The following is a 24342-nucleotide window of genomic DNA, read 5'->3' as shown; positions in this document are numbered from 1 at the left end:
GGCGGGCCACCACATCGTGAACGGCTATGCCGCCGAACCCGCGCACCTCGCATAATCGCAGCATGAGCGCTGATCGGAACATAGCCCGGGTAACCGCCACAGCCGCAGTCCACGCGGGGCGAACCGTCACGAACCCGACTCCGCCGATCGATCTGTCGGCGACCTACTACCTGCCCGGCGTCGATGCGGGCGGCGAGAGCTACGAGGCGCTCGTCGCCGGCGGCCCGCCCACCGCCGAGGGCGGCCTGGTCTACCAGCGGATGTGGAACCCCACGACCGCCGGTTTCGAGCGCGCGCTGGCCGAGCTGGAGGGCCTGCCCGAGGCGGTGTCCTTCGCCAGCGGCATGGCCGCGATCACCGCCTGCCTGCTGGCGGCGACGGCCACCGCGGCCGCCGAGGGCAAGCGGCACATCGTGGCGCTGCGGCCGATCTACGGCGGCACCGACGGCCTGCTGACCAAGGGGACGCTGGGCACCGAGGTCACCTGGGTGGACGGCCCGGCGGACATCGCCCCGGCGCTGGCCGCCCGGCCGGACACCGCGCTGGTGGTGGTCGAGACCCCGGCCAACCCGACCGCGCGGCTGGTCGACCTCGACGCGGTCGCCGCGGCCTGCGGGGACGTGCCGTACCTGGTGGACTCCACGTTCGCGACCCCGGTCCTGCAGCAGCCGGCCCGGCACGGCGCGACGCTGGTCGTGCACAGCGCCACGAAGTACCTCGGCGGGCACTGCGACGTCCTCGGCGGCGTGGTCGCGACCACCCCGGAGTGGGCCGCGCGGCTGCGTGACATCCGGATCCAGACCGGCGGCCTGCTGCACCCGCTGGCCGGCTACCTGCTGCACCGGGGCCTGCAGACGCTGCCGCTGCGCGTGAAGCGCTCCTCGGAGACCGCCGGGGCGCTCGCCTCCTGGCTGGCCGCGCACCCGGCCGTGGAGCGCGTGCACTACCCCGGCCTGCCCGGCGGCGACCCGGACGGTCTGATCGGCCCGGACAAGCAGATGCTGCTGCCCGGCGCGATGATGTCGTTCGAGATGCGCGGCGGCTACGAGGCGGCGGCGACGGTCGCCGAGAACGTCCGGCTGATCATGCACGCGGCCTCGCTGGGCGGCGCCGAGTCGCTGATCACCCACCCCGCCTCGCTGAGCCACCGGAACGTCGTGCCCGACGCCCGGCCGGACGCCGGGCTGCTGCGGTTCTCGGTGGGCCTGGAGGACGCCGAGGACCTCATCGCGGACCTCGACGCGGCGTTCGCGAAGATCTAGACGATTGATTCCTGGGGGTACCGGCGGCGAAACGGTTGATCAGCGGCGCCTGGCCGCCCCGGCCGACCACCCACAGCCAACCAGGATGAGGGAGGTCGTCCGTGACGCCCATGCTTGCTGCTGAACCGTTTCGCAAGACTGCTTGCCAGGTGCGGTGCTGCTTGCCGGAACCCCCAGAAATCAATCGTCTAGTCCGACCCGTCACCCGTTTCCCCCGTCACCCGTTTCCCCCACCCCACATGCACCACAGCGGCCCCGGGGCGATAAAGGCTCCATGGACCCACTGGAGCTCACGCGGCTGGACCTGCTCTGGGCTCTGATCCGGGTCCTGCTCGGCGGGACGTTCCTGCGCAGGGCCTGGTTCCACGGCGTCTCCTCGTGGTCCGACTGGCTGCTGGTGCTCGCCCTGACCGGGGCCGGGGTGGGGCTGGTCTTCGGGATCGTCATGCGGTTCGCGGCGGTCGGCGCGGCCGTGCTGCTGATGGCGGTGCACGGCCATCCGGCCGTGGACCACCGTCTGGTCTTCGCGCTCGTCGTCGTGGGCATCGGCTTCACGACGCTGGGATGGCGGTACGGCCTGGGACGGTGGTGGTCCGGCACCCCGCTCGTGCAGCGGCATCCTTGGCTGGCGTGAACGGACGTGGAAACAAAGTCCTTCCAGGTGATAGGTCTTCGTGCGTGTTCGACAGCAAGCTCTTCCTCGAGGCGTACATCACCCTGTTCGTCATCATGGACCCGCCGGGGACCCTGCCGATCTTCCTGGCGCTGACCAACGGCCGCAGCAAGGCCGAGCGCACGAAGGCGGCGTGGCAGGCGGCGCTGGTGGCGTTCTGCGTCATCTGCGTGTTCGCGTTGTTCGGCCAGCAGATCCTGGACTACCTCGGCGTGACGCTGCCCGCGCTTCAGGCCTCCGGCGGGCTGCTGCTCCTGCTGATCGCGCTGGAACTGCTGACCGGCCGCAGCGAGGAGCCCTCGCACTCCAACGAGGCGGTGAACGTCGCCCTGGTCCCGTTGGGCACGCCGCTGCTGGCCGGGCCCGGCGCGATCGTCGCGGTGATGGTGTTCGCCAAACGCACCGGGCACCACTGGGCCGGCATCGACGCGGTGGCCCTGGCGATCGTGGCGATCCACATCACGCTGTGGCTCACCATGCGCTTCTCGGTCCAGGTGATCCGGGTCATCAAGGACTCCGGCGTGACCCTGGTGACGCGCATCGCCGGTCTCCTGCTGTCCGCGATCGCGGTGCAGATGGTGGCCGACGCGGTGCGGGCGTTCATCAAGGCCGGATGAGATCGATGCCGGGTGAGATCGATGCCGGATGACCGCCTCCCGGTGACCTAGGATTTTTCCGTGACCTTCGGACAGCAGTTCCTCGACCAGATCGACGCCTCGGCGCAGGACTTCACGTTCCCGTTCCTGGACCACGGCTTCTACTCCGCGATCGACGTCCGCCTGCACGTCTATCGCGACGACAAGCACTGGGCCGTGGTCTTCGAGACGGTCGGCTTCAACCCGAAGGCGCGCAGCGTCACCGACGCCCTCACCGGCTACGGCGTCCGCGCGGGCAGCCAGCTGAACCGGGTGGAGAACATCGCGGACCTGATCGACGACGACGAGAACTACGTCGGCGGCGTCCCGATCCGCGTCCGCGGCGAGGACCTGCCGGTCGACGCCGCGCCCGGCGAGTACTTCGCCGAGGCGGTGCGCGAACTGGTCCCCGAGTACCGCGACCTCCTGCTGGCCGACGAGTCCGAACTGCGCGCCCTGATCCCGCCGGACCTGCCGGAGATCCTGCGCCTGGAGGCCTGGCACCACCCCGACGTCCTGGTCGAGCGGCCGAGCCGGGAGGAGGTGTTCCAGCTCCTGGCCAAGGTGCTGGACACCGGGAACCCGCACGAGTACCGGCCGACGCGGGCACCGAACACGCATTGGTCGAACTGGCCGGAGTCGGGGAACGCTTAGGCCCTGACGGGTTCGGCGGCCTCCACAAGAACGGCAGGCTTGGCGGGCTCCGCAGCCGCCGCCAGCGCCGCCCGCATCCCCTTCGCGCCGGGCAGGAAGGCCGCCGTCACCAGCGTCACCGCGGTGCACCCCAGCGCCCACCAGAACGTGGCGCCGTAAGCGGACGCGACGCGCGCCGGCGTCTGCGCCCCGCCGGCCAGCCCCCGCACCAGGATCACGGCCAGCACCGCGGTCCCGATCGAGCCGCCGACCCGGTTCAGGATGTTGAAGGTGGTCGTGGCCTGCGGGATCGACTCGCGCCGCAGTGTGCTGTAGCCGGCGGCGATCAGCGGCGCCATCACCAGGCCGAGTCCCAGTCCGCGCAGCAGCAGCGGCAGGGCCAGCGCGGCCGCCGAGGTGTGCGCGCCGACCAGGGCGAAGGGCACGGTCGCCGCCGTCGCCACGGCGGTGCCGGTCATCACCAGCACGCGCGGTCCGGTGCGGTTGGTCAGCCGGCCGGCGGCGAAGGTCGAGACGGCCGTCCCGAGTCCCTGCGGTGCCAGCACCAGTCCGGCCCGCAGCGGTGAGAAACCGTGTGCCTGCTGGAAATACAGCGGCAGCATGAACATCGCGCCGAACAGCGTCGCGCCCATCAGGGCCGCGTTGAGCATCGCGACCGCGAACGCCTTGTCGCCGAACAGGCGCAGGTCGACCAGCGGCCGGATCCGGGTGCGCAGGCTGTAGACCACGAACGCCGTCACCAGCGTCAGTCCGCCGAGCCCCGGGCCCCACGCGGCCGGCGAGGAGAAGCCACCGTGGTCGCCGGCCGCCGAGCAGCCGTAGACCAGCGCCGCCAGTCCCGGGGAGATCAGGGCGAAGCCGCGCACGTCGAACCGCGCGGCGGCAGCCGATCGGGCCGCCGGGACCGAGGCCGGGACCCAGAGCCGCACCAGCACGATCGCGAGCAGGCCGATCGGCACGTTGATGAAGAAGATCCAGCGCCAGCCCCACTCGGCCAGCAGCAGCCCGCCGACCGCCGGGCCCAGCACCGGGAGCAGCGCCAGGGGAATCGACATCACGGCCATCACCCGGGCCATGTGCCGCGGTCCGACGTTGCGTCCCAGCAGTGCCTGCCCGACCGGCTGGATCAGGCCGCCGCCGAGCGCCTGCAGCACCCGGAAGGCGATCAGGCTCGGGATCGACCACGCCGCGCCGCACAGCACCGAGCCGGCCAGGAAGGCGGTCACCCCGAGCAGCCACACCCGGCGCCCGCCGAAGCGCTCCATGCTCCAGCCGGCCAGCGGCACCACCACCGACATGGTGAGCAGGTAGGCCGTGGACACCCAGGTCACGGCGGACAGCTGCGAGCCGAACCGCTCCGCCAGGGTGCGGGTCGCGACCGCGACCACGGTCGCGTCGAGCATCGCCATGGCGGCGCCCAGGACCAGGGCGATGCCGATCTTCAGGTACTCGCGGGGCAGCCGGTCGCCGGACGGCTGAGCGTTCATGGTTCCTCCCCAGGTATTGGACTCATGAGTCCAAGGAATTAGACTCACTAGTCCAAGAGATTAGACTGAGGAGTCCAACTCCGCAAACAGGCCGCCGACGAGGAGAATGACCGCATGACCGCGACCGCCGACGAGCCCCAGGGCAACCCGAGGAAGCGCCGAGCGATCCTGGACGCCGCCGGCACGGTGTTCCTGCGCGAGGGCTTCACCCGCGCGAGCATCGACGCGATCGCGGCCGAGGCGAAGGTCTCGAAGCAGACCGTCTACAACCACTTCGGGGACAAAGAGCGCCTGTTCATGGCGATGACCGACGACGTGCAGGACCGCACCGTCGCGAACGTCATGGCGCTGATGGACCGCGACTTCCCCGACGCCTCACAGCTCGCCGGCCCCGAGGACCTGCGCGCCGCCCTGCTCCAGCTGACCGGGGCGTGGGTCCGCGTCGTCTACACCGGACCGCTGGTGGGCCTGCGCAAGCTGGTCGACGCCGAATCCGAGCACCACCCCGACCTGCAGGAGCGCTGGTTCACCAACGGCCCCGGACGCACCATGCCGCGCCTGAACAAACTGCTGTCCGCCCTGGCCCGGGCCGGGCTGCTCGAGGTGCCCGCCGAAGTGCTGGCCGTCCCGGACCTGCTGGCGCACCAGCTGACCTCGCCGGCCGGATCGGATGTGCGCCGGATCCCGCACGGGGCCGATTCCGAGGCGGATTTCGAGGCCGAGTTCGAGCGGCGGATCGCTCAGGGCGTGGACTTCTTCCTACGGGCCTACGCGCCGCGCTGAAGCGGCCCCGAGCCGGACTCCTCCGATGGCGTCGCGGCGAGGATTCCCCTTACGGATGCCGGCCGATCGGCACCGACACGTCCCCGCCGAGCGGGCACGTCCACAGCGGAGCCCGCTGCCCCCGGGTGGCCATCATCGGATGCGCGTGGCTCGGCAGACACGGCGGCCACTCGATGACCCGGCCGCCGATCGAGAGGTTCCCCTGCACCAGACGCTGGGTCTGCGCGGCCAGATAGAGCGTGCGCGAAGCCGTGTCCAGCACGGACGCACCGAGGGTCAGCCGCCCCACCTTCACCCCGGACACGATCAGGACGGCGGTGGCGCCGGCCGCGGGCTCGCCCGGATTGGGGTCCTCCGCCAGCTGGCAGTCCAGACCGGCGGCACGCAGGTCATGGGCCACCGGCTCGAAGGCCTCCAGCAGGGACACGTCCACCCTGCACAGCGTAAGCGCCGAACCAGCAAATGCACAGACCCTTTGCACGTGCAAAACAGACCCTTGCTTCCACGGCCCGCCGCCCGGGCACGATACGCGGTCAGTGCACTGTTTCGGTGATGTCAGTGTCGGAATACCCCCGGGTGATCGCATCGTCACCGGACGTCTCCGGAGGCGCGTTGTAGCGGATCAAAAGCTCGGCGAACCGGCCGATCTCCTCGTCGTCCCAGCCCGCCAGCCGTTCGGCCACGGCGGCGTACCGGCTCTCGGTCACCTGCGCCAGGATCCCGGCGCCGGCCGGCGTCAGGTGCAGCATCTGCGCGCGGTGGTCCTCCGGCGCGGGCCGGCGCTCCAGGAAGCCGAGGCGCTCCAGCGCCTGCACCTGGCGGCTGACCGTCGACTTGTCCAGGCCGTAGCGCACCGCCAGGTCCTTGGCCAGACAGCCGCCGGAGTCCTCCAGGTGCGCCAGCAGCGTGTACGACACCAGCGTCAGCTCCGGGTGCAGCCGCCCGGCGAAGGCCCGCGCGCGCCGCGCGAACACCGTCATCTCGCGCTGGATGGCGTCCACCGCCTCGCGGTGACGCGTCTCACTCCCGGTCACGACCTCACTCCCTCCAGATAGTTGTATAGTACATCTATGGCTAGGTTGTAGTTAGCAACCATATTCGGAGGAGCAGATGGCTCAGCAGCCCACGGCGGCGATCCCCTCGGTCCGCCACGTCCTCACGCACCTGATCACCCCGCTCCTGATGTGCATCGGGATGGGGCTGGCGTACATGAGCGCGTTCATGGTCCCCCACCCGCACCACGTGAAGGTGGCCGTGATCGGCCAGGGCCCGCAAGTGGCCGCCGTGGCGCAGGCGATCCAGAGCAAGGGCGGCGACGCGCTCCAGGTGTCGACGCTGCCGAGCACCGACGCCGCGGTGGCGCAGCTGCACAGCCGCGATCTGGTCGGCGCGTTCGTCCCGGACCCGGCCAAGCCCCAGCTCTATATAGCCGAGGGGAACAGCGATTCCTCGGCCACCGTCGCCACGAAGGTCTTCACCACGGTCGCCGCGGTCGAGGACAAGCCGCTGACCGTCACCGACGTCGCCCCGACCACCGCCGACGATCCGACCAACTCAGGACCCTTCTTCCTGATGATCGCCGTGAGCATCGGCTCCTACAGCGCGGTCGCCGCGATCGGCGCGGGCGCCGCGGGCTGGTCCCTCAAGCGCAAGACGGTCCTGGCCCTGGGCACCGCGACCGCGGTCAGCGCGATCGGCGCGGCGCTGGCCGGCCCGGTGTTCCACCTCGCGCACCACAGCCTGGCCGCGGTGTGGGGGCTGGCGTGGCTGTACTCGGCCGCGATCTTGTTGATCGGCGTGGGGCTGCACCCGTTCCTGAAGCGGTGGACGACGCTGGTGATGATGGTCCTGTTCGTGATGCTGAACTTCACCAGCTCCGGCGGACTGTTCCAGCCCGAGTTGCAGGACGGGTTCTTCGGCGGCCTGCACGCGTTCTGGAACGGAGCGGGCCTCGTCGAGGGCGTGCGGAGCCTGCTGTACTTCGGCGGGAGCGGCGTCGCGCGGCACGCGTGGACGTTGGTCGGCTGGCTCGGCGTGGGCGCGCTGGCGGTCGGCGCGGCGGCGATCGCCGAGCGGCGGAACCGGATGCCGGAAGTCGAGACCGAAGCCGAGGCTGAAGAAGAAATGGAAGAGCTCGTCGCGGTCTGAGCTCCGCACGGGATTCATGAAGGCTGACCGGCCTTTTGGCCGGTCAGCTCGCCTCGTTTGCCCACCCGTCTCCCACCGCCACCCGTTAAGGAGCCGCTCCGCGGCGCTCCGTTTAATCGATGAACGATCCGTGAGATCTTGTCGGCATGGACGCGCCCGAGATCTCCATCATCCCGAAGCCCCTGCAGATTCAGGCCGGCTCCGGCCGGCTCATGTTCGATGCCTCGACCGTCGTGAACATCGCCGACGGCCACGCCGAACTCGGCGCGGAGGGCTACCACCTCACCATCGACGACGACGGCATCACGTTCGTCGCGGGCACCGACGCCGGCCTGTTCTACGCCGAGCAGACCCTGCGGCAGCTGCTGCCGCCCGAGGCGCTGCGCAACGACGCCAGCCGGAAGTCGCTGCCGCTCCCCTACGTCACCGTCACCGACGTCCCGCGCTTCCGCTGGCGCGGCGCGATGCTGGACGTGGCCCGCCACTTCCTGCCCAAGCGCGACGTCCTGCGCTTCCTGGACCTGATGGCGCTGCACAAGCTGAACGTCCTGCACTTCCACCTCACCGAGGACCAGGGCTGGCGCATCGAGATCAAGCAGTACCCCAAGCTCACCGAGGTCGGCGGCTGGCGCCGGGAGACCGTGGGCGACGGCCGGCCGCACGGCGGCTTCTACACCCAGGACGACATCCGCGAGATCGTCGCCTACGCCACCGAGCGGCACATCACGATCGTCCCGGAGATCGACATCCCCGGGCACTCCACGGCCGCCATCGCCGCCTATCCCGAGCTCGGCAACCAGGACGTGCCCAGCGCGCAGGAGCCGCGCGAGGTGTGGACGAAGTTCGGGATCGCCACCTCGGTGCTGAACGTCGAGGACGCGACCGTCGAGTTCTACAAGACCGTCATGGACGAGGTCTGCGAGCTGTTCCCGGGCGAGTTCGTCTGCCTCGGCGGCGACGAGTGCCCGAAGGACGAGTGGAAGGCCAGCGCGCGGGCCCAGGCCCGCAAGGCCGAACTGGGCCTGGCCACCGAGGAGGACCTGCAGGCCTGGTTCATGCACCAGCTCAGCGAGCACGTCGCGGCCAAGGGCCGCAAGCTGCTGGGCTGGGACGAGATCCTGGAGGGCGAGCTGTTCCCGGGCACCGTGGTCTCCTCCTGGCGCGGCACCGAGGGCGCGGTCGAGGCGGCGCGGCGCGGCCACGACACCCTGACCAGCCCCTACAACTGGGTCTACTTCGACTACCGGCAGTCCGACGCCGAGGGCGAGCCGGGCGCCCCGTGGGCCGCCCCGACGTCGTTGGAGCGCGCCTACTCCTTCGAGCCCGTCCCCGAAGACATGCCCGAGGAACTCGCCGGACACGTCATCGGCTCCGAGGCCACGCTCTGGAGCGAGTACATCCCCGACGCCCGCGTCCACGACTACCAGGCCTGGCCGCGCCTGGCGGCGTTCAGCGAGACGGTCTGGTCGGCCGCCGGCCGCGACTTCGCGGAGTTCCTGCCCCGCCTGGAGAAGCACCTGGAGCGCCTGGACGCACTGGGGGTGGAGTACCGGCCGCTGGACGGCCCGCACCCGTGGCAGAAGCAGCCGGCGCCGCGGTGGCGGGAGGCCCCGGACACGGAGTAGGCGCTGAGTGGGCGCTGGGTGGGCGCTTAGTTCGGTCAGCGAGCGAGCCGGCGCGGTCGGAATCCCGACCGCGCCGGTCTTGTTGTACGCAGTCCCCCCCGTGAATCCCCCGCCTTGTGGTCATCCGAACCGCCGCGATGAGCGACACTAGAAGGATGCCCGTCGCCCGACCGAAGCGCCGCGCCCGGAGGTATGCGTGACCTGCCTGATCGTCCAGTCCGACAAGACCCTCCTGCTCGAGATCGACCACCCGCAGGCCGAGGAGTGCCGGCGGGACATCGCTCCGTTCGCCGAGCTGGAGCGGTCCCCGGAGCACATTCACACCTACCGCGTCACCCCGCTGGCCTTGTGGAACGCGCGCGCCGCCGGCCATGACGCCGAGCAGGTCATCGACGCTTTGCTGCGCCACAGCCGCTATCCGGTGCCGCACTCGCTGCTGGTCGACATCGCCGACACCATGGACCGCTACGGTCGGCTGCGGCTGCTCCAGCATCCGACCCACGGCCTGGTCCTGGAGACCACCGACGTGCCGGTGCTGGAGGAGGTGGTCCGCCACAAGAAGGTGCAGCCGCTGATCGGCGCCCGCGTCGACGAGCACACCATCAAGGTGCACCCCTCCGAGCGCGGAACCCTCAAGCAGGTGCTGCTGAAGGTCGGCTGGCCCGCCGAGGACCTGGCCGGCTATGTGGACGGCGAGCAGCACGACATCGCCCTGCGCGAGGACGGCTGGAACCTGCGCCCGTACCAGAAGGAGGCCGCCGACGGCTTCCGCCACGGCGGCTCCGGGGTGATCGTCCTGCCCTGCGGCGCGGGCAAGACCATCGTCGGCGCGGCGGCCATGGCCGGCGTCGGGGCGACGACCCTGATCCTGGTCACCAACACGGTCAGCGTGCACCAGTGGCGCAAGGAACTCCTCAAGCGCACCACCCTCACCGAGGACGAGATCGGCGAGTATTCGGGCGCCCGCAAGGAGATCCGCCCGGTCACCATCGCCACCTACCAGGTCCTCACCCGCAAGACCAAGGGCGTCTACGCCAACCTGGAACTGTTCGACGCCCGCGACTGGGGCCTGATCGTCTACGACGAGGTCCACCTGCTGCCGGCCCCGGTCTTCCGCTTCACCGCCGACATCCAGTCCCGCCGCCGCCTCGGCCTGACCGCGACCCTGGTCCGCGAGGACGGCCTGGAGGGCGAGGTCTTCTCCCTGATCGGCCCCAAGCGCTTCGACGCCCCCTGGAAGGACATCGAGGCCCAGGGCTACATCGCGCCGGCGGACTGCGTGGAGGTGCGCGTCACCCTCACCGACCACGAGCGCCTGCGCTACGCCAGCTCCGAGCCGGAGGAGAAGTACCGCCTGGCCTCGACCACGGCGACCAAGTCGAAGCTCGTCGAGGCCCTGGTGAAGAAGCACGCCGGCGAGCCGACCCTGGTCATCGGCCAGTACCTGGAGCAGCTGGACGACCTCGGCGCGCGCCTGAACGCCCCGGTCCTGAAGGGCAGCACGCCGGTGAAGGAGCGCGAGCGCCTGTACGAGGGCTTCCGCACCGGCGAGATCCCCACCCTGGTGGTCTCGAAGGTCGCGAACTTCTCCGTCGACCTGCCCGAGGCCAGCGTCGCGATCCAGGTGTCCGGCACCTTCGGCTCGCGCCAGGAGGAAGCCCAGCGCCTGGGCCGCGTCCTGCGCCCCAAGGCCGACGGCCGAGGCGCCCGCTTCTACGCCGTGGTCTCCCGCGACACCGTGGACCAGGAGTACGCGGCGCACCGCCAGCGGTTCCTGGCCGAACAGGGCTACGCGTACCGGATCGCCGACGCGGACGACGTGTTCGCCGGCAAGGAGATCTAGGTTCCCAGGAAGATCTGGGTTCTCAGGAAGATCTAGGTTCTAGCCGTCGGCCCTCCGGCGGCCGTGCCCGGGCACGGCCGCCGGACCCCGGCTCATCACCGGCTCATCACCGCGCCGTCAGCTGCGCGGGCAGCGGCGCGTGGTGCACCACGTGCAACCGCGACACCGCACGGGTCAGCACCACATACAGCCGCCGCAGCCCCCGCGGCTCCGCGGCCACGATCTCCGCCGGCTCCAACACCAGCACCTGGTCGTACTCCAGGCCCTTGGCCAGCGTCGCGGGCACCACGACCAAGCGCGGGCCGGCCGTCTCGGCCAGCAGCGACTCGACCAGCTCCGCCTCGGTCTCGGTGGCGCCCTCGATCGCCGGGGCCGCGGGCTCCGATCCGAGCACGGAGTGCTCCACCCCGGCGGCGTCCAGGGCCGCCGCGACCTCGGCGGCCCGGGCGTCGGCGGTGATCAGGCCGACCGAGCCCTCCTGAACCGCCAAAGCCAGCTGCGCGGCGGTGACCATGGTGTCGACGAGGTCTGCATCACCGGCGACCGCGTCGATCTCCAACGACCCGCCCTGCTGCCGGACCGAGGTCGGCGGCAGCAGTCCCGGTGCGGCGTCGGGCAGGAGCTTCGCCGCGAAGTCGATGATCTGCCGCGGGACGCGGAAGCCGAGCGTCAGCTCCTCGATCACCGCTTCGGGCTTGCCGAGGTGCTTCAGCGTCTCCGCCCAGGACGGCGTGGCCCAGGGCGTGGTGCCCTGCGCGATGTCGCCGAGGACCGTGACGCTGCCGGTCGAGCACCGCCGTCCGACCGCGCGGTACTGCATCGCCGACAGGTCCTGCGCTTCGTCGAGGACCACGTGCGCCAGCGAGGGCAGCCGGTCGAGCTGGTCGTGCGCCTCGTCGACGAGCACCGCGTCGGCGCTGGACCACTTGGCCGTCCCCGGAGTGCGCGGCACCTTCGGACGCGTCGCGGTCCACAGGATCGCGGCCTGTTCCTCCGGCGTCAGAATGCCCTCGGCGGCACTGGCGAGCGCCTCCGGGTCGGCGTACAGCTCGAAGACCACCTTCAGCGGGTCGATCGCCGGCCAGAGCAGATCCACGGCCTTGCGGACCTCGCTCGTCCGCGCGACAGCGTTCTGCGTCCGGTCGTCCGTGGCCTCCCCGGCGACCTCCATGCGGTACAGAACCGCGTGTGCGATGCGCGGCGCGAGCATCGCACGCCCCGCGCCGTAGCGGACGTCGCGCTCCTTGGTGCCCTCGATCAGCTCGTCGATCTCGGACGCCGGAACGCGCCAGCGCCGCGAGCCGCGCACGATCATGATCCCGTCGGGCAGCGCCTCCCGCGCCGTCCGCAGCCGGGACCAGATGGCGTTGTGCAGGACCTCGGCCATGCGCGCGTCGCCCTTGACCACGCCCGATTCCGGCGGGTCCGCCGCGGTGATCTTCACCCGCGCCACCAGGTCGTCGACCGTGGTCTGGCCGACCTCGATCTCGCCCAGGGCCGGCAGCACCTGCTCGATGTACTTCAGGAACTCCTTGTTCGGCCCCACGACCAGGGAACCGCCGCGCCGGAGCCGGTCGCGGTGCGCGTAGAGCAGGAACGCGACGCGGTGCAGGCCGACCGCGGTCTTCCCGGTGCCGGGGGCTCCCTGGACGCAGACGCTGACGTTCACGTCGGCCCGGACGATCTCGTCCTGCTCGGGCTGGATCGTCGACACGATGTCGCGCATCGGCCCCGAGCGCGGGCGCTCGATCTCGTCGGTCAGGATGCGGCTCGCACCGGGCTGTCCGGCCGGCGCGACGGCGGCAGCCGCACCGGTACCGGAATCCGTCTGTGCATCTGTCTGTGCATCCGTCTGTGCATCTGTCTCCGCATCGGACAGGGGCTCGTCTTCGTACCCTGTGATGACCCCGTGGCCGAAACCGAAGCGGCGGCGGCGGTCCAGCCCCATCGGCACCTTCGGCGTGGCCCGGTAGAAGGCCGTGGAGACCGGGGCGCGCCAGTCGATGACCATGGGCTCGCCGGTCGCGTCGTGCACGTGGCGGCGGCCGATGTAGTAGTGCTCGGAGTGGAACTCGCCAGCCTCGGGGGCGTCGCCGTAGTCGAGGCGGCCGAAGAACAGCGGGACGTTCGGATCGTCCATCAGCGCCTTGGCCCGGGAGCGCAGGGCGGCCAGGAGGTTCTCGGTCGAGACGGCGTTGCCGCCCTCGGCCCGCAGGGTCAGCGCCTCGTCGCGCATCGCCTTGAGCGCCGAGCGGGACTCCTCGAGGTGGGACTGCTCGGCGACCACGACTGGATCGGCGGCGTCACTGGTTTCGGGCATGCCGGACTCCTGAAGAAGTAGAGGAAGGAACGCGCGCACGCCGGATCGGCGCGGGGCGCGTTGGAGGTTCTTCAGGCAGAGGTCCGCGCAGTTCCGTAAGGGTCGGAACGGCCGTACGTGCCGGGCAAGGCGCAGAAGCCTAGCACATGGCCGAGGGGTGAACTAACGCGCTGACCACGCCCGACCCGCCTTGGCGCACGGGTCTCACCGGTCCCAGCGGTAGGCCCTCTCGACCTTCCCTACGTGCAGCGCGATGTGCTGGTACCACGTCGCCCGGCCCTCGTTGCGGGCCTCGGTGTGGTCGGGGTGGACGCGCCACTGCTTGATGGACTCCTCGTCGGAGAAGTACGCGACGGTGATCCCGAAGCCGTTCGCATCGCGCGCGGAATCGGCGCCGAGATAGCCGGGCTGGCGCGCGACAAGCTCGTCCATCCGTTGCGCGGCCTCGGCGTAGCCGTTGTCGCCCTCAGTGCGCTGCGACGCGAACACCACCATGTAGTACGGCGGCTCGGGTGTTTCCGCGGGACGAGTGGACATCGGGCGACCCCTCCGGTCAGACACGGCGCTGGAGCGCCAGTCTGACAGAAACGATCACTCTAGGACCGGTCCGGCATCCGTCCCGGCGGCGCTACCCCAGCAGCTTGCGCCAGGTGGCGACCTTCTCCACGTCCACCGGCGAATCCCACGCCCCGGAGGCCCGCACCGCGGTGCCCACGTGGAAGGCGTCCAGCCCGGCGGCCCGCAGCGCCGGCAGCGCCTCCTGCGTCAGGCCGCCGCCGACCAGCACCCGCGGCCCGCCGGCCGCCCGCTCGCGCTCGGCCTCGGCCCGCAGCACCTCGAGCCCGTCGCCGGAGGCCTTGAAGCCGCCCGAGGTGAGCATCGTGTCCAGACCCGGCATCCGGCGCACCGCGTCGTACACGGCCGCGCGGTTCGGCGCGGCGTCGATCGCTTTGTGGAACGTCCACTTCGCGCCGCCGAGGGCGTCCAGAACCGCGCCGACGGCCTCCACGTCGACCGTGCCGTCCGGATCGAGCCACCCGAGGACGAACTCCTGCGCACCGGCCCGCCGCAACGCCTCCGCTGTGTGAACGAGCTCTGCCACACCCTGCACACCGCCGGCCGAGAAGCCGTCCCGGCGCCGGATCATCACCCGCAGCGGGACGTCCACGGCCGCGCGGATCGCCTCGAAGGTCTCCAGGGACGGGTCGAAGCCGGAGTACTCCATCGCCGAGACCAGTTCCAGGCGGTCGGCGCCGCCGGCCACGGCGGCGCGGGCGTCGTCGGCATCGACGGCGATGACTTCGAGCAGGGGCGTCGGATCAGACATAGGTGGCAGCCTGCCATGGATCGGTGATCGGAGACGAGCACCGGGGGCGGCCCGGGGTGTGTCGGACGACAACGGATCCGGGCCCTCGCGGCGTTCACTATGGCGAGGAGTGTCACCCTCCGAAGACGACCACTGGACGACTACTAGGCGAGCGGGTACAAAACGTGAACAAGCCGATCAGGCGGGTCGCCATATTCTGCTTCCTGCTCATCGGCAGCCTGCTGGTGGGTTCCAACTACCTCCAGGTGATCAACGCCGACAGCTACAAGGCCCGCGCCGGCAACCAGCGCATCAAGCTCGACCAGTACGCCTACCCGCGAGGCCGGATCCTCACGGCGGACGGCACGGTCATCGCGGACTCGGTGCCCTCCGGCGGCATCTCGTACAAGTACCAGCGCCAGTACCCGCTGAAGTCCGACTACGCCAACGTCGCCGGCTACAAGACAATGGATTACGGGGCCTCGGACATCGAGTCCATCCTCGACAAGTACCTGGCGGGCACTGACAGCTCGGAGTCCGTGGCCAACTTCATGGACACGCTGACCGGCAAGTCCAAGAAGGGCGGCGACGTCCAGCTCACGGTGCAGAACGCGGTCCAGCAGACCGCCGTCAGCAAGATGACCGGCAAGACGGGTTCGGTGGTGGCGCTGGACCCGACGACCGGGGCGATCCTGGCGATGTACTCCAACCCGGCCTTCGACCCCAACGGGATAGCGTCGAACGACGGCGACACCGCCGCCGCCGCGGGCAAGGTCCTGGACGGGCAGAAGGACAAGCCGAACCTGAACCACGCGATCGGCGAGAACTACCCGCCCGGCTCGGTGTTCAAGATCGTCACCGCGGCCGCCGCCCTGGACACCGGCAAGTTCACCGAGACCGGCCAGACCAACGCCCCGCGCGGCCCGCTGACCTGGTCCGGGGGCACGATGCTGCGCAACGAGGACGGCGACTGCGCGGGAACGGACCTCAAGACCGCGCTCGCGCAGTCCTGCAACTCCGTCTACGGCTGGATCGGCGACCAACTCGGCCCGCAGATCATGGCCCAGTACGCCTCGAAGTTCGGCTTCAACACCCCGGGCCTGAAGATCCCGATGACGGTGGCCCAGTCCAACTTCCCCACCTTCAGCCAGATCGGCAGCGACTCGGTCACCCTGGCCCAGGCCTCCGTCGGCCAGAACGACACCCAGGTCACCCCCCTGCAGGCGGCGATGATCGCCGGCGCGGTGGCCGACGGCGGCACCATCATGCAGCCCTACCTGGTCGACAAGGAGACCGCCCCCAACGGCCACGTGACCTACAAGGGCTCGGACCACCGCCGCCAACTCAGCCAGGCGATGAGCCCGGCGACCGCGAGCACCCTGGACGACATGATGAAGAACGTCGTCACCGCCGGCACCGCGCAGCAGGACGCGGTCAGCGGCGTGCAGATGGGGGCCAAGACCGGCACCGCGCAGCGCGGCCAGAACCAGAACCCGCTGGCCTGGTTCGTCTGCTACGCCACGGCCAACGGCAAGCACGTCGCCGTGGCGGTGATGGTCCAGACCGACAACCCCTCGGTCCGCGACACCATCTCCGGTGCGCAGTACGCCGGCCCGGTCGCGACGGCGGTGCTGAAGGCGGCGCTGGGGGTGGGTTAGCGGCGCATCAGGAGCCTTCTTCCCGCGGCGGGCTCCCCGCTAAGGCGAAGCCGGTAACTCATCGAGCTCCGGATCAGGTTCCCGCCCGGGCGTCTTCAGGTTCAACCACCTGATCGCGAACGTGAATATCACGTAGTACACCAGGAAATAGATGGGCCCCACGACCAGGATCAGCCACGGCTTCGTCGCCTTGCCCCAGTTCAGCGTGAAGTCGATGAGGCCGGCGGAGAAGTTGAACCCGTCCTTGGCGCCCAGGCTCCACATCAGCGACATCGAGATGCCGGTGAGCACCGCGTGGATCGCGTACAGCACCGGGGCGACGAACATGAAGGAGAACTCCAGCGGCTCGGTGACGCCGGTGACGAAGGAGGTCAGGGCCGCCGAGATCAGGATCGAGCCGGCCACCTTGCGCTTGGGGGGCAGCGCCGAGCGCCACATGGCCAGGGCGGCGCCGGGCAGGCCGAACATCATGATCGGGAAGAAGCCGGTCATGAACAGGCCGGCGGTCGGGTCGCCGTTCAGGAAGCGGGGGATGTCGCCGTGGAAGGTGCCGTTGGCGGTGGTGTAGGTGCCGAACTGGAACCACGGGAAGGCGTTCAGGATGTGGTGCAGGCCGAAGGGGATCAGGGCTCTGTTCAGGGTGCCGTAGAAGAACAGGCCGATGGAGCTGTTGCGGGTGATCCAGTTCGACATGTCGTTGATGCCCTGGCCGATCGGCGACCAGACCCAGCCCATCAGCACGCCCAGGAACAGGCACACCACGGCCGTGATGATGGGGACGAAGCGCCGGCCGCCGAAGAAGGCCAGCCAGGTGGGCAGCTTGATCCGGTAATAGCGCTGCCACAGCAGGGCCGCGCAGATGCCGACCAGGATCCCGCCCAGGACGCCGGTGGGGTTGGGCTTGGTCAGGTCCAGGCCGTACTTCAGGCCGCCGGGCGGCACGCCCTGGTTCACGCCCTGGTCCGCGTTCGTGATCACCACGCTCAGGACCTGGCTCTTGAGCTTGGAGCCGGCGAACATCTGCATCGAGACGGCGTTGTAGACCAGGTAGCCGACGATCGCGGCGACGGCGGTGGTGCCGTCGGACTTCTTGGCGAAGCCGATGGCCACGCCGATGGCGAAGATGACCGGGAGGTTGTTCAGCAGGGCATTGCCACCGGTGGCCATGATGATCGCGACGTTCTTCAGGAACGCGCTGTGGAAACGCCCGATCATGTCGTCCTGGCCGAATCGGACCAGCAGACCCGCGGCCGGCAGGGTGGCGATCGGCAGCATCAGGCACTTGCCGATGCGTTGCAGCACACCGAAGGCCTTGCTCCCCCACCCCGGCTCCTTCGGGGCCGCCGCTGCGGCTTCTGCGCTCATCAGGTGGTCCTCTCGGTGTGCCACGTAGTGCCAGCCCCGCAGCCGCTCCCGGCGAACCGCCGGTCAGTTCCCCGCCCGGTCAGGGATTGCGGACGATCGGACGCGCGGCCTGCGCGAGCGGCACCCACAGCTGGTACCGGTCCGCGCGATAAGCAGACGTCGCATATTCCACTTGCACATCTTCCGCAAAAGAACGCCTGGCCATGATCAGGACTACGCCGTCAGAGCGAATTCCGAGAAGCGGCGCGTCCTCGGCGGCGGTGGTGGCGGCTTCGATCGACTGTTCACCCCAGGTGAGTACGATCCCATACTCCGCGGCCAGATACTGGTACAACGACTCAGGAGCCCCGGCTTCCACGAGCCCTGGCACGATCCGCTCCGGCAGGTGCGTGCGCTCGATGGCCATCGGGATGCCGTCGGCGTAGCGCAGCCGCACCAGGCGGACCACCGGCTCGCCGGACTCCACCTCCAGATGGCCGGCCAGCGCGCTGGAGGCATGGATGCGCTCGAAGGACAGGGTGCGCGAGCTGGCGGTCATGCCGCGGCGGCGCATGTCCTCGGTGAAGCCGACCAGGCGGATCTGCACGTCCATCTTCGGCTGCGCGACGAAGGTCCCGCGGCCCAGGCGGCGCTCCAGGCGGCCGTCGGCGACGAGCGCGTTGATCGCCTGACGCACCGTCATCCGGCTCAGACCGTGCTGCTCGGCGAGATCGCGCTCGGAGGGGATCGGTGATCCCGGTCCCAGACCCTCCGAGATCATCCGGCCCAACAGGTCCTTGAGCTGCAGATGCTTCGGCACGGAGCTGGTCGGGTCGATGCCCGCGGGCTCTTCGCTCATGTCACCGGACTAGACCACCGGCGCCACATCGGTGTCAACTACTGGCAGGCGTCTTACCACCACCGACCCGCGCGCCGGCCGGCTTCACAGACGGCTCAGCGGGCCGGTGGGTCATCAAGCCTTTGACTGTTTAGTGGGATAATGTCCGAGTTGTCAGCAACCCGGGCCCGCCATATGGCGGGCCCGGTGCGAGTAAGGAGAGTTGCCGTGAGCAAGGCCGAGCAGATCATCGCCGGACTGGGCGGCGCCGACAACATCGTCGAGCTGGAGCCCTGCATCACCCGGCTGCGCACCGAGGTACGGGACGGCTCCAAGGTCAACGAGGCGGCCCTGCGGGCGGCCGGGGCCCACGGGGTGATGAAGGTCGGGAACAACGTGCAGGTGGTGGTCGGGCCGGAGGCGGACTCCATCGCCAACGACATCGAGGACTTGATGTAGCGCCCCGAGGTAAGGCACAGGCCCCCTTGCGCGTGCGCACCCATCGGCGTCCAGCGCCCCGAGTACCACGAGTGAGCACCATGGACATCTACATCTCCTCCCCGCTGACCGGCACCGCGATCGGCCTGACCGAGGTCCCCGACCCGGTGTTCGCCGGATCCCTGGTGGGCCCCGGCGCCGCCGTCGACCCCGAGCGCGCGCCGCAGGTCGCCGTGGCCCCGATCGCCGGCCGGCTGGTGAAGCTCAAGCCGCACGCCTTCGTCGTGCAGTCCGCGGACGGCCGCGGCGTGCTGGTCCACCTGGGCATAGACACGGTGAACCTGGAGGGCCGCGGCTTCGAGCTGATCGCGACCGAGGGCGAGCAGTTGCGGGCCGGCCAGCCGATCGTGACCTGGAACCCGGCCGAGGTCCAGGCCCGCGGGCTGTCCCCGGTGAGCCCGGTGATCGCGCTGGACGCCGAGTCCGCGGCCATCGACGCGATCGTCAACGGGGCCGTGAGCGCCGGCGACGAGCTGTTCCACTGGCGCTGACCCGCCCGCCTTTCATTGATTAAGGACCCTTATATGCCCCAGCGCACCGTGACCGTGGCCTCCAAGGTGGGGCTGCACGCCCGCCCGGCGGCGGTCTTCGTGAAGAAGGCCGGCGAGCAGCCGGTCCCGGTGACCCTGGCCAAGGACGGCGGCAGCCCGGTGAACGCCAAGTCGATGCTCGCGGTGATGTCCCTGGACGTGCGCGGCGGGGAGCGGGTGACGCTGGCCGCCGCCGACGGCGAGGGCGCGGCGCGGGCCGTGGACGAGCTGGCCGACCTGTTGGAGACCGACCTCGATGGCTGACGGGGCGCCGGACGCCCACAGCCCGGCGGAAGACGTGTACGAGGGGGTCGGCGTCGGCACCGCCGCGGTGGCCGGCCCGGTCGCCCGCATGGGCCAGGCCCCGCCGGAGCCGCCGGAGCCCCGGGAGCCGCCGGACGAGCCGGCCTGCCCCGATCCCGGCCGGGAGCGCGCCGCGGCCCTGGCCGCCCTGGCGGCGGTGGCCGCCGACCTGCGCGCCCGCGGCACCGCAGCCGGCGGCGCCACCGCCGACGTGCTGGAGGCCCAGGCCATGATGGCCGAGGACCCGGAGCTGGCGGACGGCGTCACCGGCCGCACCGACGCCGGACAGAGCGCCGCCCGGGCCATCCACGAGACCTTCGCGGAGTTCCACCAGACGTTCGCCGCGCTCGGCGACTACATGGCCGGCCGGGTCGCCGACCTCGACGACATCGCGGCCCGCGCGGTCGCGGTCGCCTCCGGCGTGCCGATGCCGGGGCTGCCGTGCCGGGACGAGCCGTACGTCCTGGTCGCCGCCGACCTGGCCCCGGCCGACACCGCCCTGCTGGACCGGAACCTGGTGCTGGCGCTGGTCACCGCCGAGGGCGGCCCGACCTCGCACACCGCGATCCTGGCCCGCGCCATGGGCATCCCGGCCGTGGTCGGCGCCGCCGGCGTGCTGGCGCTGGCCGACGGCACGAAAGTCCTGGTGGACGCGGCGTCCGGGACCGTGGTCGCGCACCCCACGACCGAGGCGATGGAGGCGGCGGTGGCGCGCAGCTGCGCCGCGACGGCCGCTGCGGCGCTGACCGGGCCGGGCCGGACCTCCGACGGCACCGCGGTGAAGCTGCTGGCGAACATCGGGAGCGCCGCGGACGTGCCGGAGGCGCTGGCGGCCGGCGCGCAGGGCGTGGGCCTGTTCCGGACCGAGCTCCTGTATCTGGACTCGGACGCACCGCCCTCCTTCGAGGACCAGGTCAAGGTGTACAAGGAGGTCTTCGACGCGTTCGGCGGGGACGCACTTGTGGTGGTGCGGACCCTGGACGCCGGGGCCGACAAGCCGCTGCCGTTCGTCCCGCTCGGCGAGGAGCCGAACCCGGCGCTGGGCGTCCGCGGCCTGCGGGCCTTCCGCGCCTTCGAGGCACGCTTCGAGGCGATCCTGCGCACCCAGCTGCTGGCGGTCCGGGAGGCGGCCGGGACCAGCGCGCCGGAGGTGTGGGTGATGGCCCCGATGGTCGCCGAGCTGCCCGAGGCGGAGTGGTTCTGCGACCTGGCCGCCGCCTGCGGCCTGGACGTGGCCGCCGGCCGGGTCGGGATCATGGTCGAGACCCCGGCCGCGGCCCTGACCGCCGGCCCGATCCTGGCCGGCCGCACCGGCTTCGTCTCCCTGGGCACCAACGACCTGACGCAGTACACGATGGCCGCCGACCGCACGCTCGGCGCGGTCGGGGCGCTGCAGGACCCGTGGCACCCGGCGGTGCTCCAGCTGATCGGCGCGGCCGGCACCGCCGGCGCGGCGGCGGGCAAGCCGGTCGGGGTGTGCGGGGAGGCCGCCGCCGACCCGCTGCTGGCCTGTGTGCTGGTGGGGCTGGGGGTGCGCTCGCTGTCGATGGCGCCCTCGGCGATCGCGGAGGTGCGCGCCGCCCTGGCGGCGCGGACACTCCAGGAGTGCGAGGGCATGGCGGCGCGGGCGACGGCCGCGGCCACGGCGCGGGACGCGCGCAGGGCCGCGGAGGCGTGAGCCGTCGGCCGCACGGCTCGGACCACGGCCACGGACACGATCCCGATCCCGATCCCGGCTCCGACCCCACCCGGCGTGCGGCGTTGCGGTCGTGATCGATCGGCGTAGGCTGCGACCATGGCGTTGTCGCTGCATGATCGCTGGCTGACCTTGGCGGGCATCACCCCGGAGAGCATCCACCTGGGCGACGATCTGGTCGCCCGGTGGGCCGAACCGCACCGCCGCTACCACACCCTGGACCACCTGGTCCGCGTGCTGGACGGCGTGGACGAGTTCGGCGGCCACGCCGACGACGTGGCGGCCGTCCGCTACGCGGCCTGGTTCCACGACGCGGTCTACGACGGCGGCGAGGGCAGCGCCGACAACGAGGAGCTGAGCGCCCAGCTGGCCGAGACCGAGCTGCCGCCGCTCGGCGTCCCCGAGGAGCGCGTCGCGGAGGTGGCCCGCCTGGTCCGCCTGACCAAGGGCCACGCGGTCGCCGACGGGGACAAGAACGGCGCCGTGCTCTGCGATGCCGACCTCGCGATCCTCGGCAGCGACGCGGCGTCCTACGGCGCCTACACCGAGGCGATCCGGCAGGAGTACGCGGAGTTCCCGGACGACGTGTTCCGGCCGGGCCGCGCGGCGGTGCTGCGGGGACTGCTGGAGCTGCCGCGGTTGTTCCGGACGCCGGTCGCGGTGAAGCGATACGAGTCGAAGGCGCGGGCGAATCTGACTGCTGAGATCGCCGCGCTGGAGAAGTAGCGGCGCCGAGCGCAAGCCGGCAAGCCGTGCTGGCGAATCATACTTTGGAGCGGCGCGCCGAAGCCCTTCCGGCGGCCAGCGCGCCGGCCCTACCCCCACTGCCCGCGCGACCGGGCCCTGACATGCACCCGCTCCCCCTGCGGCCCGAACAGCGTCAGCACCTCCACCGGCGCGGGCCCGGCCGCGCCGAACCAGTGCGGCACATGCGTGTCGAACTCGACGGCCTCGCCCTTGCTCAGCAGCAGATCGTGCTCCGCCAGCAGCACGCGCATGCGGCCGCTGAGCACGTACATCCACTCCCAGCCCTCGTGCGTCCGCAGCACCGGCGCCGCCTCGTCCTCCTTGCGCGGCGGAAGCGTCATCTTGTAGGCGCGCAGGCCGCCGGGCTCCTTGGTCAGCGGCACGACGACCCGGCCGTCGCCCTGCTTGCGCGGCGGCTCGGCGCGGCCCACCAGCTCGTCCAGCGAGACCTCGTACAGGTCGGCCAGCGGCAGCAGCTGCTCCAGCGTCGCGCGCCGGCCGCCGGTCTCCAGGCGGGACAGCGTGCTCACCGAGATGCCGGTGGCCGCGGCCGCCTCGGCCAGGGTCAGCGGGCCGGCCCGGCGGGCGGCGCGCAGGCGGGTTCCGATGGCGGCGGCGAGCTGGTCGTCCATGGCTCCAGTTTGCCAAGACGGCAACCTTTCTTGCCCGTCGGCGCGCCCGCGTCGCATCCTCGCAGCGGAGGTGATCGCATGAACACCATGAATCACGAGCAGGACTACGACGTCGTCATCGTCGGCGGCGGAGCGGCCGGTCTGTCCGCGGCCCTGATGCTCGGCCGCGCGCGCCGCAGCGTCCTGGTCGTCGACGCCCGCGCCCCGCGCAACGCCAAGGCCGGCCACATGCACGGCTACCTGTCGCGGGACGGAATGCCGCCGATGGAGTTGCTGGAACACGGTCGCGACGAGGTGCTGTCCTACGGCGGCGTGATCGTGACCGACTACGCGGAGAAGGCCGAGCCCACCGAGGACGGCTTCCGCGTCACGCTGGCCAGCGGCTGCGTCGCCACCGGCCGCCAGCTGCTCGTCGCCACCGGCCTGACCGACGTCCTGCCGGAGGTCCCGGGCATGGCAGAGCTGTGGGCGCAGGACGTCCACGTCTGCCCCTACTGCCACGGCTGGGAGGTCCAGGACGGCCCGCTCGCCACGGTCGCGACCGGACCGTTCTCGACGCACCACACCCTGCTGCTGCGCCAGTGGACCGAGGACCTGGTCTACTTCCTCAACGGCCACCCGCTGGAGGACGCCGACCGCGCCAAGCTCACCGCGCGCGGAGTCCGCATCGAGGAGCGGCCGCTGCGTCGCCTGGTCGAGAAGGACGGCCGGCTGAGCGCCCTGGAGCTCACGGACGGCACGCTCATCGCGCGCGAAGCCGTGTTCCTGGTCCCGAAGCTCGAAGCCAACAGCACGCTGTTGGACGCGCTCGGCTGCGAGAAGGACCCGGAAAGCGGGTGGATCAAGGCCGGCGTCGGCGGGCGCACCTCGGTCCCCGGCGTGTGGGTCGCGGGCAACGTCGCCGATCCGACCAACGGGGTCATCGCGGCCGCCGGCGCCGCCACGATGACCGCCGCGCAGATCAATGCCGCGCTGGTGGAGGCCGACGTCGAGGCGGCCGTGCGAGCGACCGCGGAATCCCGCCCCGATGTGCTTTGATGACGACGTGATCCTCATCGACCCGCCGACCTGGCCCGGCCACGGCCGGCTGTGGTCGCACCTGGTGAGCGACACCTCGTTCGACGAGCTGCACACGTTCGCCGAGCAGCTGGGCGTCCCGCCGCGCGGATTCGAGCGCGACCACTACGACCTGCCGTCGCACCTGTACGAACAGGCCGTCGCGGCCGGCGCCACGCCGGTCCGCTCGCGCGAGCTGCTCCAGCGGCTGACGGCGGCGGGGTTGCGGCGGCCCAAGCACCCGCGGGGCCCCCGCGGCGCCGGCCGGCCGTAAGGCCGCCGGCACCCTCCCGCCCCGGGTCCG

25 protein-coding genes are annotated in these 24342 nt (G+C 71.2%); 16 read left to right on the top strand and 9 right to left on the bottom strand.

What is annotated here, in order from left to right:
• Nucleotides 1–62: 62 nt before the first annotated feature.
• The 4 genes from ABIA35_RS08165 to ABIA35_RS08150 all read left to right on the top strand — a co-directional run bounded on the left by ABIA35_RS08165 (nt 63) and on the right by ABIA35_RS08150 (nt 3224).
• Nucleotides 63–1262, top strand: a complete 1200-nt coding sequence (locus tag ABIA35_RS08165; RefSeq protein ID WP_370357499.1) for a PLP-dependent aspartate aminotransferase family protein — start codon at nt 63–65, stop codon at nt 1260–1262.
• A 274-nt stretch (nt 1263–1536) separates the two neighbouring features.
• The gene (locus tag ABIA35_RS08160; protein WP_370335317.1) at nt 1537–1896 is read left to right on the top strand and encodes a hypothetical protein; all 360 of its coding nucleotides are present in this window, start codon (nt 1537–1539) and stop codon (nt 1894–1896) included.
• 44 nt (nt 1897–1940) lie between these two features.
• Entirely contained in the window at nt 1941–2552 is a 612-nt protein-coding gene (locus ABIA35_RS08155; protein ID WP_370335319.1) for a MarC family protein, read from the top strand.
• 60 nt (nt 2553–2612) lie between these two features.
• Nucleotides 2613–3224 (top strand): hypothetical protein, encoded by a 612-nt coding sequence (locus ABIA35_RS08150; protein WP_370335321.1) that lies wholly within the window; start codon nt 2613–2615, stop codon nt 3222–3224.
• Here ABIA35_RS08150 and ABIA35_RS08145 read toward each other — a convergent pair.
• Complete coding sequence (locus tag ABIA35_RS08145) at nt 3221–4711, bottom strand: DHA2 family efflux MFS transporter permease subunit (protein ID WP_370357498.1); 1491 nt, start codon at nt 4709–4711, stop codon at nt 3221–3223. The genes ABIA35_RS08150 and ABIA35_RS08145 overlap by 4 nt on opposite strands.
• Before the next feature lie 114 nt (nt 4712–4825).
• Between ABIA35_RS08145 and ABIA35_RS08140 the strand changes: the two genes are divergently transcribed.
• Nucleotides 4826–5494: a TetR/AcrR family transcriptional regulator gene (locus ABIA35_RS08140; protein ID WP_370335325.1), complete on the top strand. Its 669-nt coding sequence runs from the start codon at nt 4826–4828 to the stop codon at nt 5492–5494.
• Between the two features lie 49 nt (nt 5495–5543).
• Here ABIA35_RS08140 and ABIA35_RS08135 read toward each other — a convergent pair whose 3' ends face one another.
• Both ABIA35_RS08135 and ABIA35_RS08130 read right to left on the bottom strand, forming a co-directional pair.
• A complete protein-coding gene (locus ABIA35_RS08135) occupies nt 5544–5927 on the bottom strand; it encodes a hypothetical protein (protein WP_370335327.1) in 384 nt (127 codons plus the stop codon).
• 100 nt (nt 5928–6027) lie between these two features.
• Nucleotides 6028–6474 carry a MarR family winged helix-turn-helix transcriptional regulator gene (locus tag ABIA35_RS08130; RefSeq protein ID WP_370336448.1) on the bottom strand — a complete coding sequence of 149 codons (447 nt, stop codon included), beginning with the start codon at nt 6472–6474 and terminating at the stop codon, nt 6028–6030.
• Nucleotides 6475–6604: 130 nt separating this feature from the next.
• On the opposite strand from ABIA35_RS08130, the gene ABIA35_RS08125 reads away from it, so the two are divergent.
• The 3 genes from ABIA35_RS08125 (at nt 6605) to ABIA35_RS08115 (ending at nt 11110) form a co-directional block, all read left to right on the top strand.
• Nucleotides 6605–7642 (top strand): hypothetical protein, encoded by a 1038-nt coding sequence (locus tag ABIA35_RS08125; protein WP_370357497.1) that lies wholly within the window; start codon nt 6605–6607, stop codon nt 7640–7642.
• A gap of 146 nt (nt 7643–7788) precedes the next feature.
• Nucleotides 7789–9267 carry a beta-N-acetylhexosaminidase gene (locus ABIA35_RS08120; protein WP_370335331.1) on the top strand — a complete coding sequence of 493 codons (1479 nt, stop codon included), beginning with the start codon at nt 7789–7791 and terminating at the stop codon, nt 9265–9267.
• A 196-nt stretch (nt 9268–9463) separates the two neighbouring features.
• Nucleotides 9464–11110 (top strand): DNA repair helicase XPB, encoded by a 1647-nt coding sequence (locus ABIA35_RS08115; protein WP_370357496.1) that lies wholly within the window; start codon nt 9464–9466, stop codon nt 11108–11110.
• Nucleotides 11111–11216: 106 nt separating this feature from the next.
• Here the strand turns inward: ABIA35_RS08115 and ABIA35_RS08110 are convergent, their stop codons facing one another.
• The 3 genes from ABIA35_RS08110 to ABIA35_RS08100 all read right to left on the bottom strand — a co-directional run bounded on the left by ABIA35_RS08110 (nt 11217) and on the right by ABIA35_RS08100 (nt 14757).
• The gene (locus ABIA35_RS08110; protein ID WP_370357495.1) at nt 11217–13430 is read right to left on the bottom strand and encodes an AAA family ATPase; all 2214 of its coding nucleotides are present in this window, start codon (nt 13428–13430) and stop codon (nt 11217–11219) included.
• A gap of 204 nt (nt 13431–13634) precedes the next feature.
• Nucleotides 13635–13967, bottom strand: coding sequence for an antibiotic biosynthesis monooxygenase (locus ABIA35_RS08105; protein ID WP_370335337.1), 333 nt, complete (start codon nt 13965–13967; stop codon nt 13635–13637).
• Nucleotides 13968–14058: 91 nt separating this feature from the next.
• A complete protein-coding gene (locus ABIA35_RS08100; RefSeq protein WP_370357494.1) occupies nt 14059–14757 on the bottom strand; it encodes a copper homeostasis protein CutC in 699 nt (232 codons plus the stop codon).
• Nucleotides 14758–14921: 164 nt separating this feature from the next.
• Between ABIA35_RS08100 and ABIA35_RS08095 the strand changes: the two genes are divergently transcribed.
• Nucleotides 14922–16394 carry a peptidoglycan D,D-transpeptidase FtsI family protein gene (locus ABIA35_RS08095; protein ID WP_370335341.1) on the top strand — a complete coding sequence of 491 codons (1473 nt, stop codon included), beginning with the start codon at nt 14922–14924 and terminating at the stop codon, nt 16392–16394.
• Nucleotides 16395–16433: 39 nt separating this feature from the next.
• On the opposite strand, the gene ABIA35_RS08090 is transcribed toward ABIA35_RS08095, so the two are convergent.
• Both ABIA35_RS08090 and ABIA35_RS08085 read right to left on the bottom strand, forming a co-directional pair.
• Complete coding sequence (locus ABIA35_RS08090) at nt 16434–17759, bottom strand: PTS transporter subunit EIIC (RefSeq protein WP_370335343.1); 1326 nt, start codon at nt 17757–17759, stop codon at nt 16434–16436.
• Nucleotides 17760–17838: 79 nt separating this feature from the next.
• Nucleotides 17839–18597, bottom strand: coding sequence for a GntR family transcriptional regulator (locus tag ABIA35_RS08085; RefSeq protein WP_370335345.1), 759 nt, complete (start codon nt 18595–18597; stop codon nt 17839–17841).
• Between the two features lie 207 nt (nt 18598–18804).
• Here ABIA35_RS08085 and ABIA35_RS08080 point away from each other — a divergent pair, with 207 nt between their 5' ends.
• From ABIA35_RS08080 to ABIA35_RS08060, 5 genes are all read left to right on the top strand, one after another.
• Nucleotides 18805–19035 carry a glucose PTS transporter subunit EIIB gene (locus ABIA35_RS08080; RefSeq protein ID WP_370335347.1) on the top strand — a complete coding sequence of 77 codons (231 nt, stop codon included), beginning with the start codon at nt 18805–18807 and terminating at the stop codon, nt 19033–19035.
• An 80-nt stretch (nt 19036–19115) separates the two neighbouring features.
• Nucleotides 19116–19565, top strand: coding sequence for a PTS glucose transporter subunit IIA (locus ABIA35_RS08075; RefSeq protein WP_370336450.1), 450 nt, complete (start codon nt 19116–19118; stop codon nt 19563–19565).
• Between the two features lie 33 nt (nt 19566–19598).
• Nucleotides 19599–19868, top strand: coding sequence for an HPr family phosphocarrier protein (locus tag ABIA35_RS08070; protein ID WP_370335349.1), 270 nt, complete (start codon nt 19599–19601; stop codon nt 19866–19868).
• Nucleotides 19861–21585 carry a phosphoenolpyruvate--protein phosphotransferase gene (ptsP, locus tag ABIA35_RS08065; protein ID WP_370335351.1) on the top strand — a complete coding sequence of 575 codons (1725 nt, stop codon included), beginning with the start codon at nt 19861–19863 and terminating at the stop codon, nt 21583–21585. The genes ABIA35_RS08070 and ptsP overlap by 8 nt, the downstream gene beginning before the upstream one ends.
• Nucleotides 21586–21702: 117 nt before the next feature.
• Complete coding sequence (locus ABIA35_RS08060; RefSeq protein WP_370335353.1) at nt 21703–22329, top strand: metal-dependent phosphohydrolase; 627 nt, start codon at nt 21703–21705, stop codon at nt 22327–22329.
• A gap of 89 nt (nt 22330–22418) precedes the next feature.
• Here ABIA35_RS08060 and ABIA35_RS08055 read toward each other — a convergent pair whose 3' ends face one another.
• A complete protein-coding gene (locus ABIA35_RS08055) occupies nt 22419–22982 on the bottom strand; it encodes a helix-turn-helix domain-containing protein (protein ID WP_370335355.1) in 564 nt (187 codons plus the stop codon).
• 78 nt (nt 22983–23060) lie between these two features.
• Here ABIA35_RS08055 and ABIA35_RS08050 point away from each other — a divergent pair, with 78 nt between their 5' ends.
• Complete coding sequence (locus ABIA35_RS08050) at nt 23061–24020, top strand: NAD(P)/FAD-dependent oxidoreductase (protein WP_370335357.1); 960 nt, start codon at nt 23061–23063, stop codon at nt 24018–24020.
• Complete coding sequence (locus ABIA35_RS08045) at nt 24010–24312, top strand: DUF4031 domain-containing protein (protein ID WP_370335359.1); 303 nt, start codon at nt 24010–24012, stop codon at nt 24310–24312. The genes ABIA35_RS08050 and ABIA35_RS08045 overlap by 11 nt, the downstream gene beginning before the upstream one ends.
• Nucleotides 24313–24342 lie beyond the last annotated feature (30 nt).

The organism is Catenulispora sp. MAP12-49, from assembly GCF_041262705.1.
Classification (GTDB): Bacteria; Actinomycetota; Actinomycetes; order Streptomycetales; family Catenulisporaceae; genus Catenulispora.
Note: the sequence above shows the minus strand (reverse complement) of the source record. Positions and strands in the feature narration are given on the sequence as shown.

Excerpts from the sequence above, each read along its gene's own strand:
- ABIA35_RS08085 (WP_370335345.1), bottom strand. The coding sequence starts at position 18,597 with ATGAGCGAAGAGCCCGCGGGCATCGACCCGACCAGCTCCGTGCCGAAG.
- ABIA35_RS08125 (WP_370357497.1), top strand. The coding sequence starts at position 6,605 with ATGGCTCAGCAGCCCACGGCGGCGATCCCCTCGGTCCGCCACGTCCTC.
- ABIA35_RS08110 (WP_370357495.1), bottom strand. The coding sequence starts at position 13,430 with ATGCCCGAAACCAGTGACGCCGCCGATCCAGTCGTGGTCGCCGAGCAG.
- ABIA35_RS08090 (WP_370335343.1), bottom strand. The coding sequence starts at position 17,759 with ATGAGCGCAGAAGCCGCAGCGGCGGCCCCGAAGGAGCCGGGGTGGGGG.
- ABIA35_RS08120 (WP_370335331.1), top strand. The coding sequence starts at position 7,789 with ATGGACGCGCCCGAGATCTCCATCATCCCGAAGCCCCTGCAGATTCAG.
- ABIA35_RS08050 (WP_370335357.1), top strand. The coding sequence starts at position 23,061 with ATGAACACCATGAATCACGAGCAGGACTACGACGTCGTCATCGTCGGC.
- ABIA35_RS08130 (WP_370336448.1), bottom strand. The coding sequence starts at position 6,474 with ATGACGGTGTTCGCGCGGCGCGCGCGGGCCTTCGCCGGGCGGCTGCAC.
- ABIA35_RS08160 (WP_370335317.1), top strand. The coding sequence starts at position 1,537 with ATGGACCCACTGGAGCTCACGCGGCTGGACCTGCTCTGGGCTCTGATC.
- ABIA35_RS08100 (WP_370357494.1), bottom strand. The coding sequence starts at position 14,757 with ATGTCTGATCCGACGCCCCTGCTCGAAGTCATCGCCGTCGATGCCGAC.
- ABIA35_RS08055 (WP_370335355.1), bottom strand. The coding sequence starts at position 22,982 with ATGGACGACCAGCTCGCCGCCGCCATCGGAACCCGCCTGCGCGCCGCC.
- ABIA35_RS08060 (WP_370335353.1), top strand. The coding sequence starts at position 21,703 with ATGGCGTTGTCGCTGCATGATCGCTGGCTGACCTTGGCGGGCATCACC.
- ABIA35_RS08070 (WP_370335349.1), top strand. The coding sequence starts at position 19,599 with ATGCCCCAGCGCACCGTGACCGTGGCCTCCAAGGTGGGGCTGCACGCC.
- ABIA35_RS08140 (WP_370335325.1), top strand. The coding sequence starts at position 4,826 with ATGACCGCGACCGCCGACGAGCCCCAGGGCAACCCGAGGAAGCGCCGA.
- ABIA35_RS08165 (WP_370357499.1), top strand. The coding sequence starts at position 63 with ATGAGCGCTGATCGGAACATAGCCCGGGTAACCGCCACAGCCGCAGTC.
- ABIA35_RS08105 (WP_370335337.1), bottom strand. The coding sequence starts at position 13,967 with ATGTCCACTCGTCCCGCGGAAACACCCGAGCCGCCGTACTACATGGTG.
- ABIA35_RS08145 (WP_370357498.1), bottom strand. The coding sequence starts at position 4,711 with ATGAACGCTCAGCCGTCCGGCGACCGGCTGCCCCGCGAGTACCTGAAG.
- ptsP (WP_370335351.1), top strand. The coding sequence starts at position 19,861 with ATGGCTGACGGGGCGCCGGACGCCCACAGCCCGGCGGAAGACGTGTAC.
- ABIA35_RS08045 (WP_370335359.1), top strand. The coding sequence starts at position 24,010 with ATGTGCTTTGATGACGACGTGATCCTCATCGACCCGCCGACCTGGCCC.
- ABIA35_RS08075 (WP_370336450.1), top strand. The coding sequence starts at position 19,116 with ATGGACATCTACATCTCCTCCCCGCTGACCGGCACCGCGATCGGCCTG.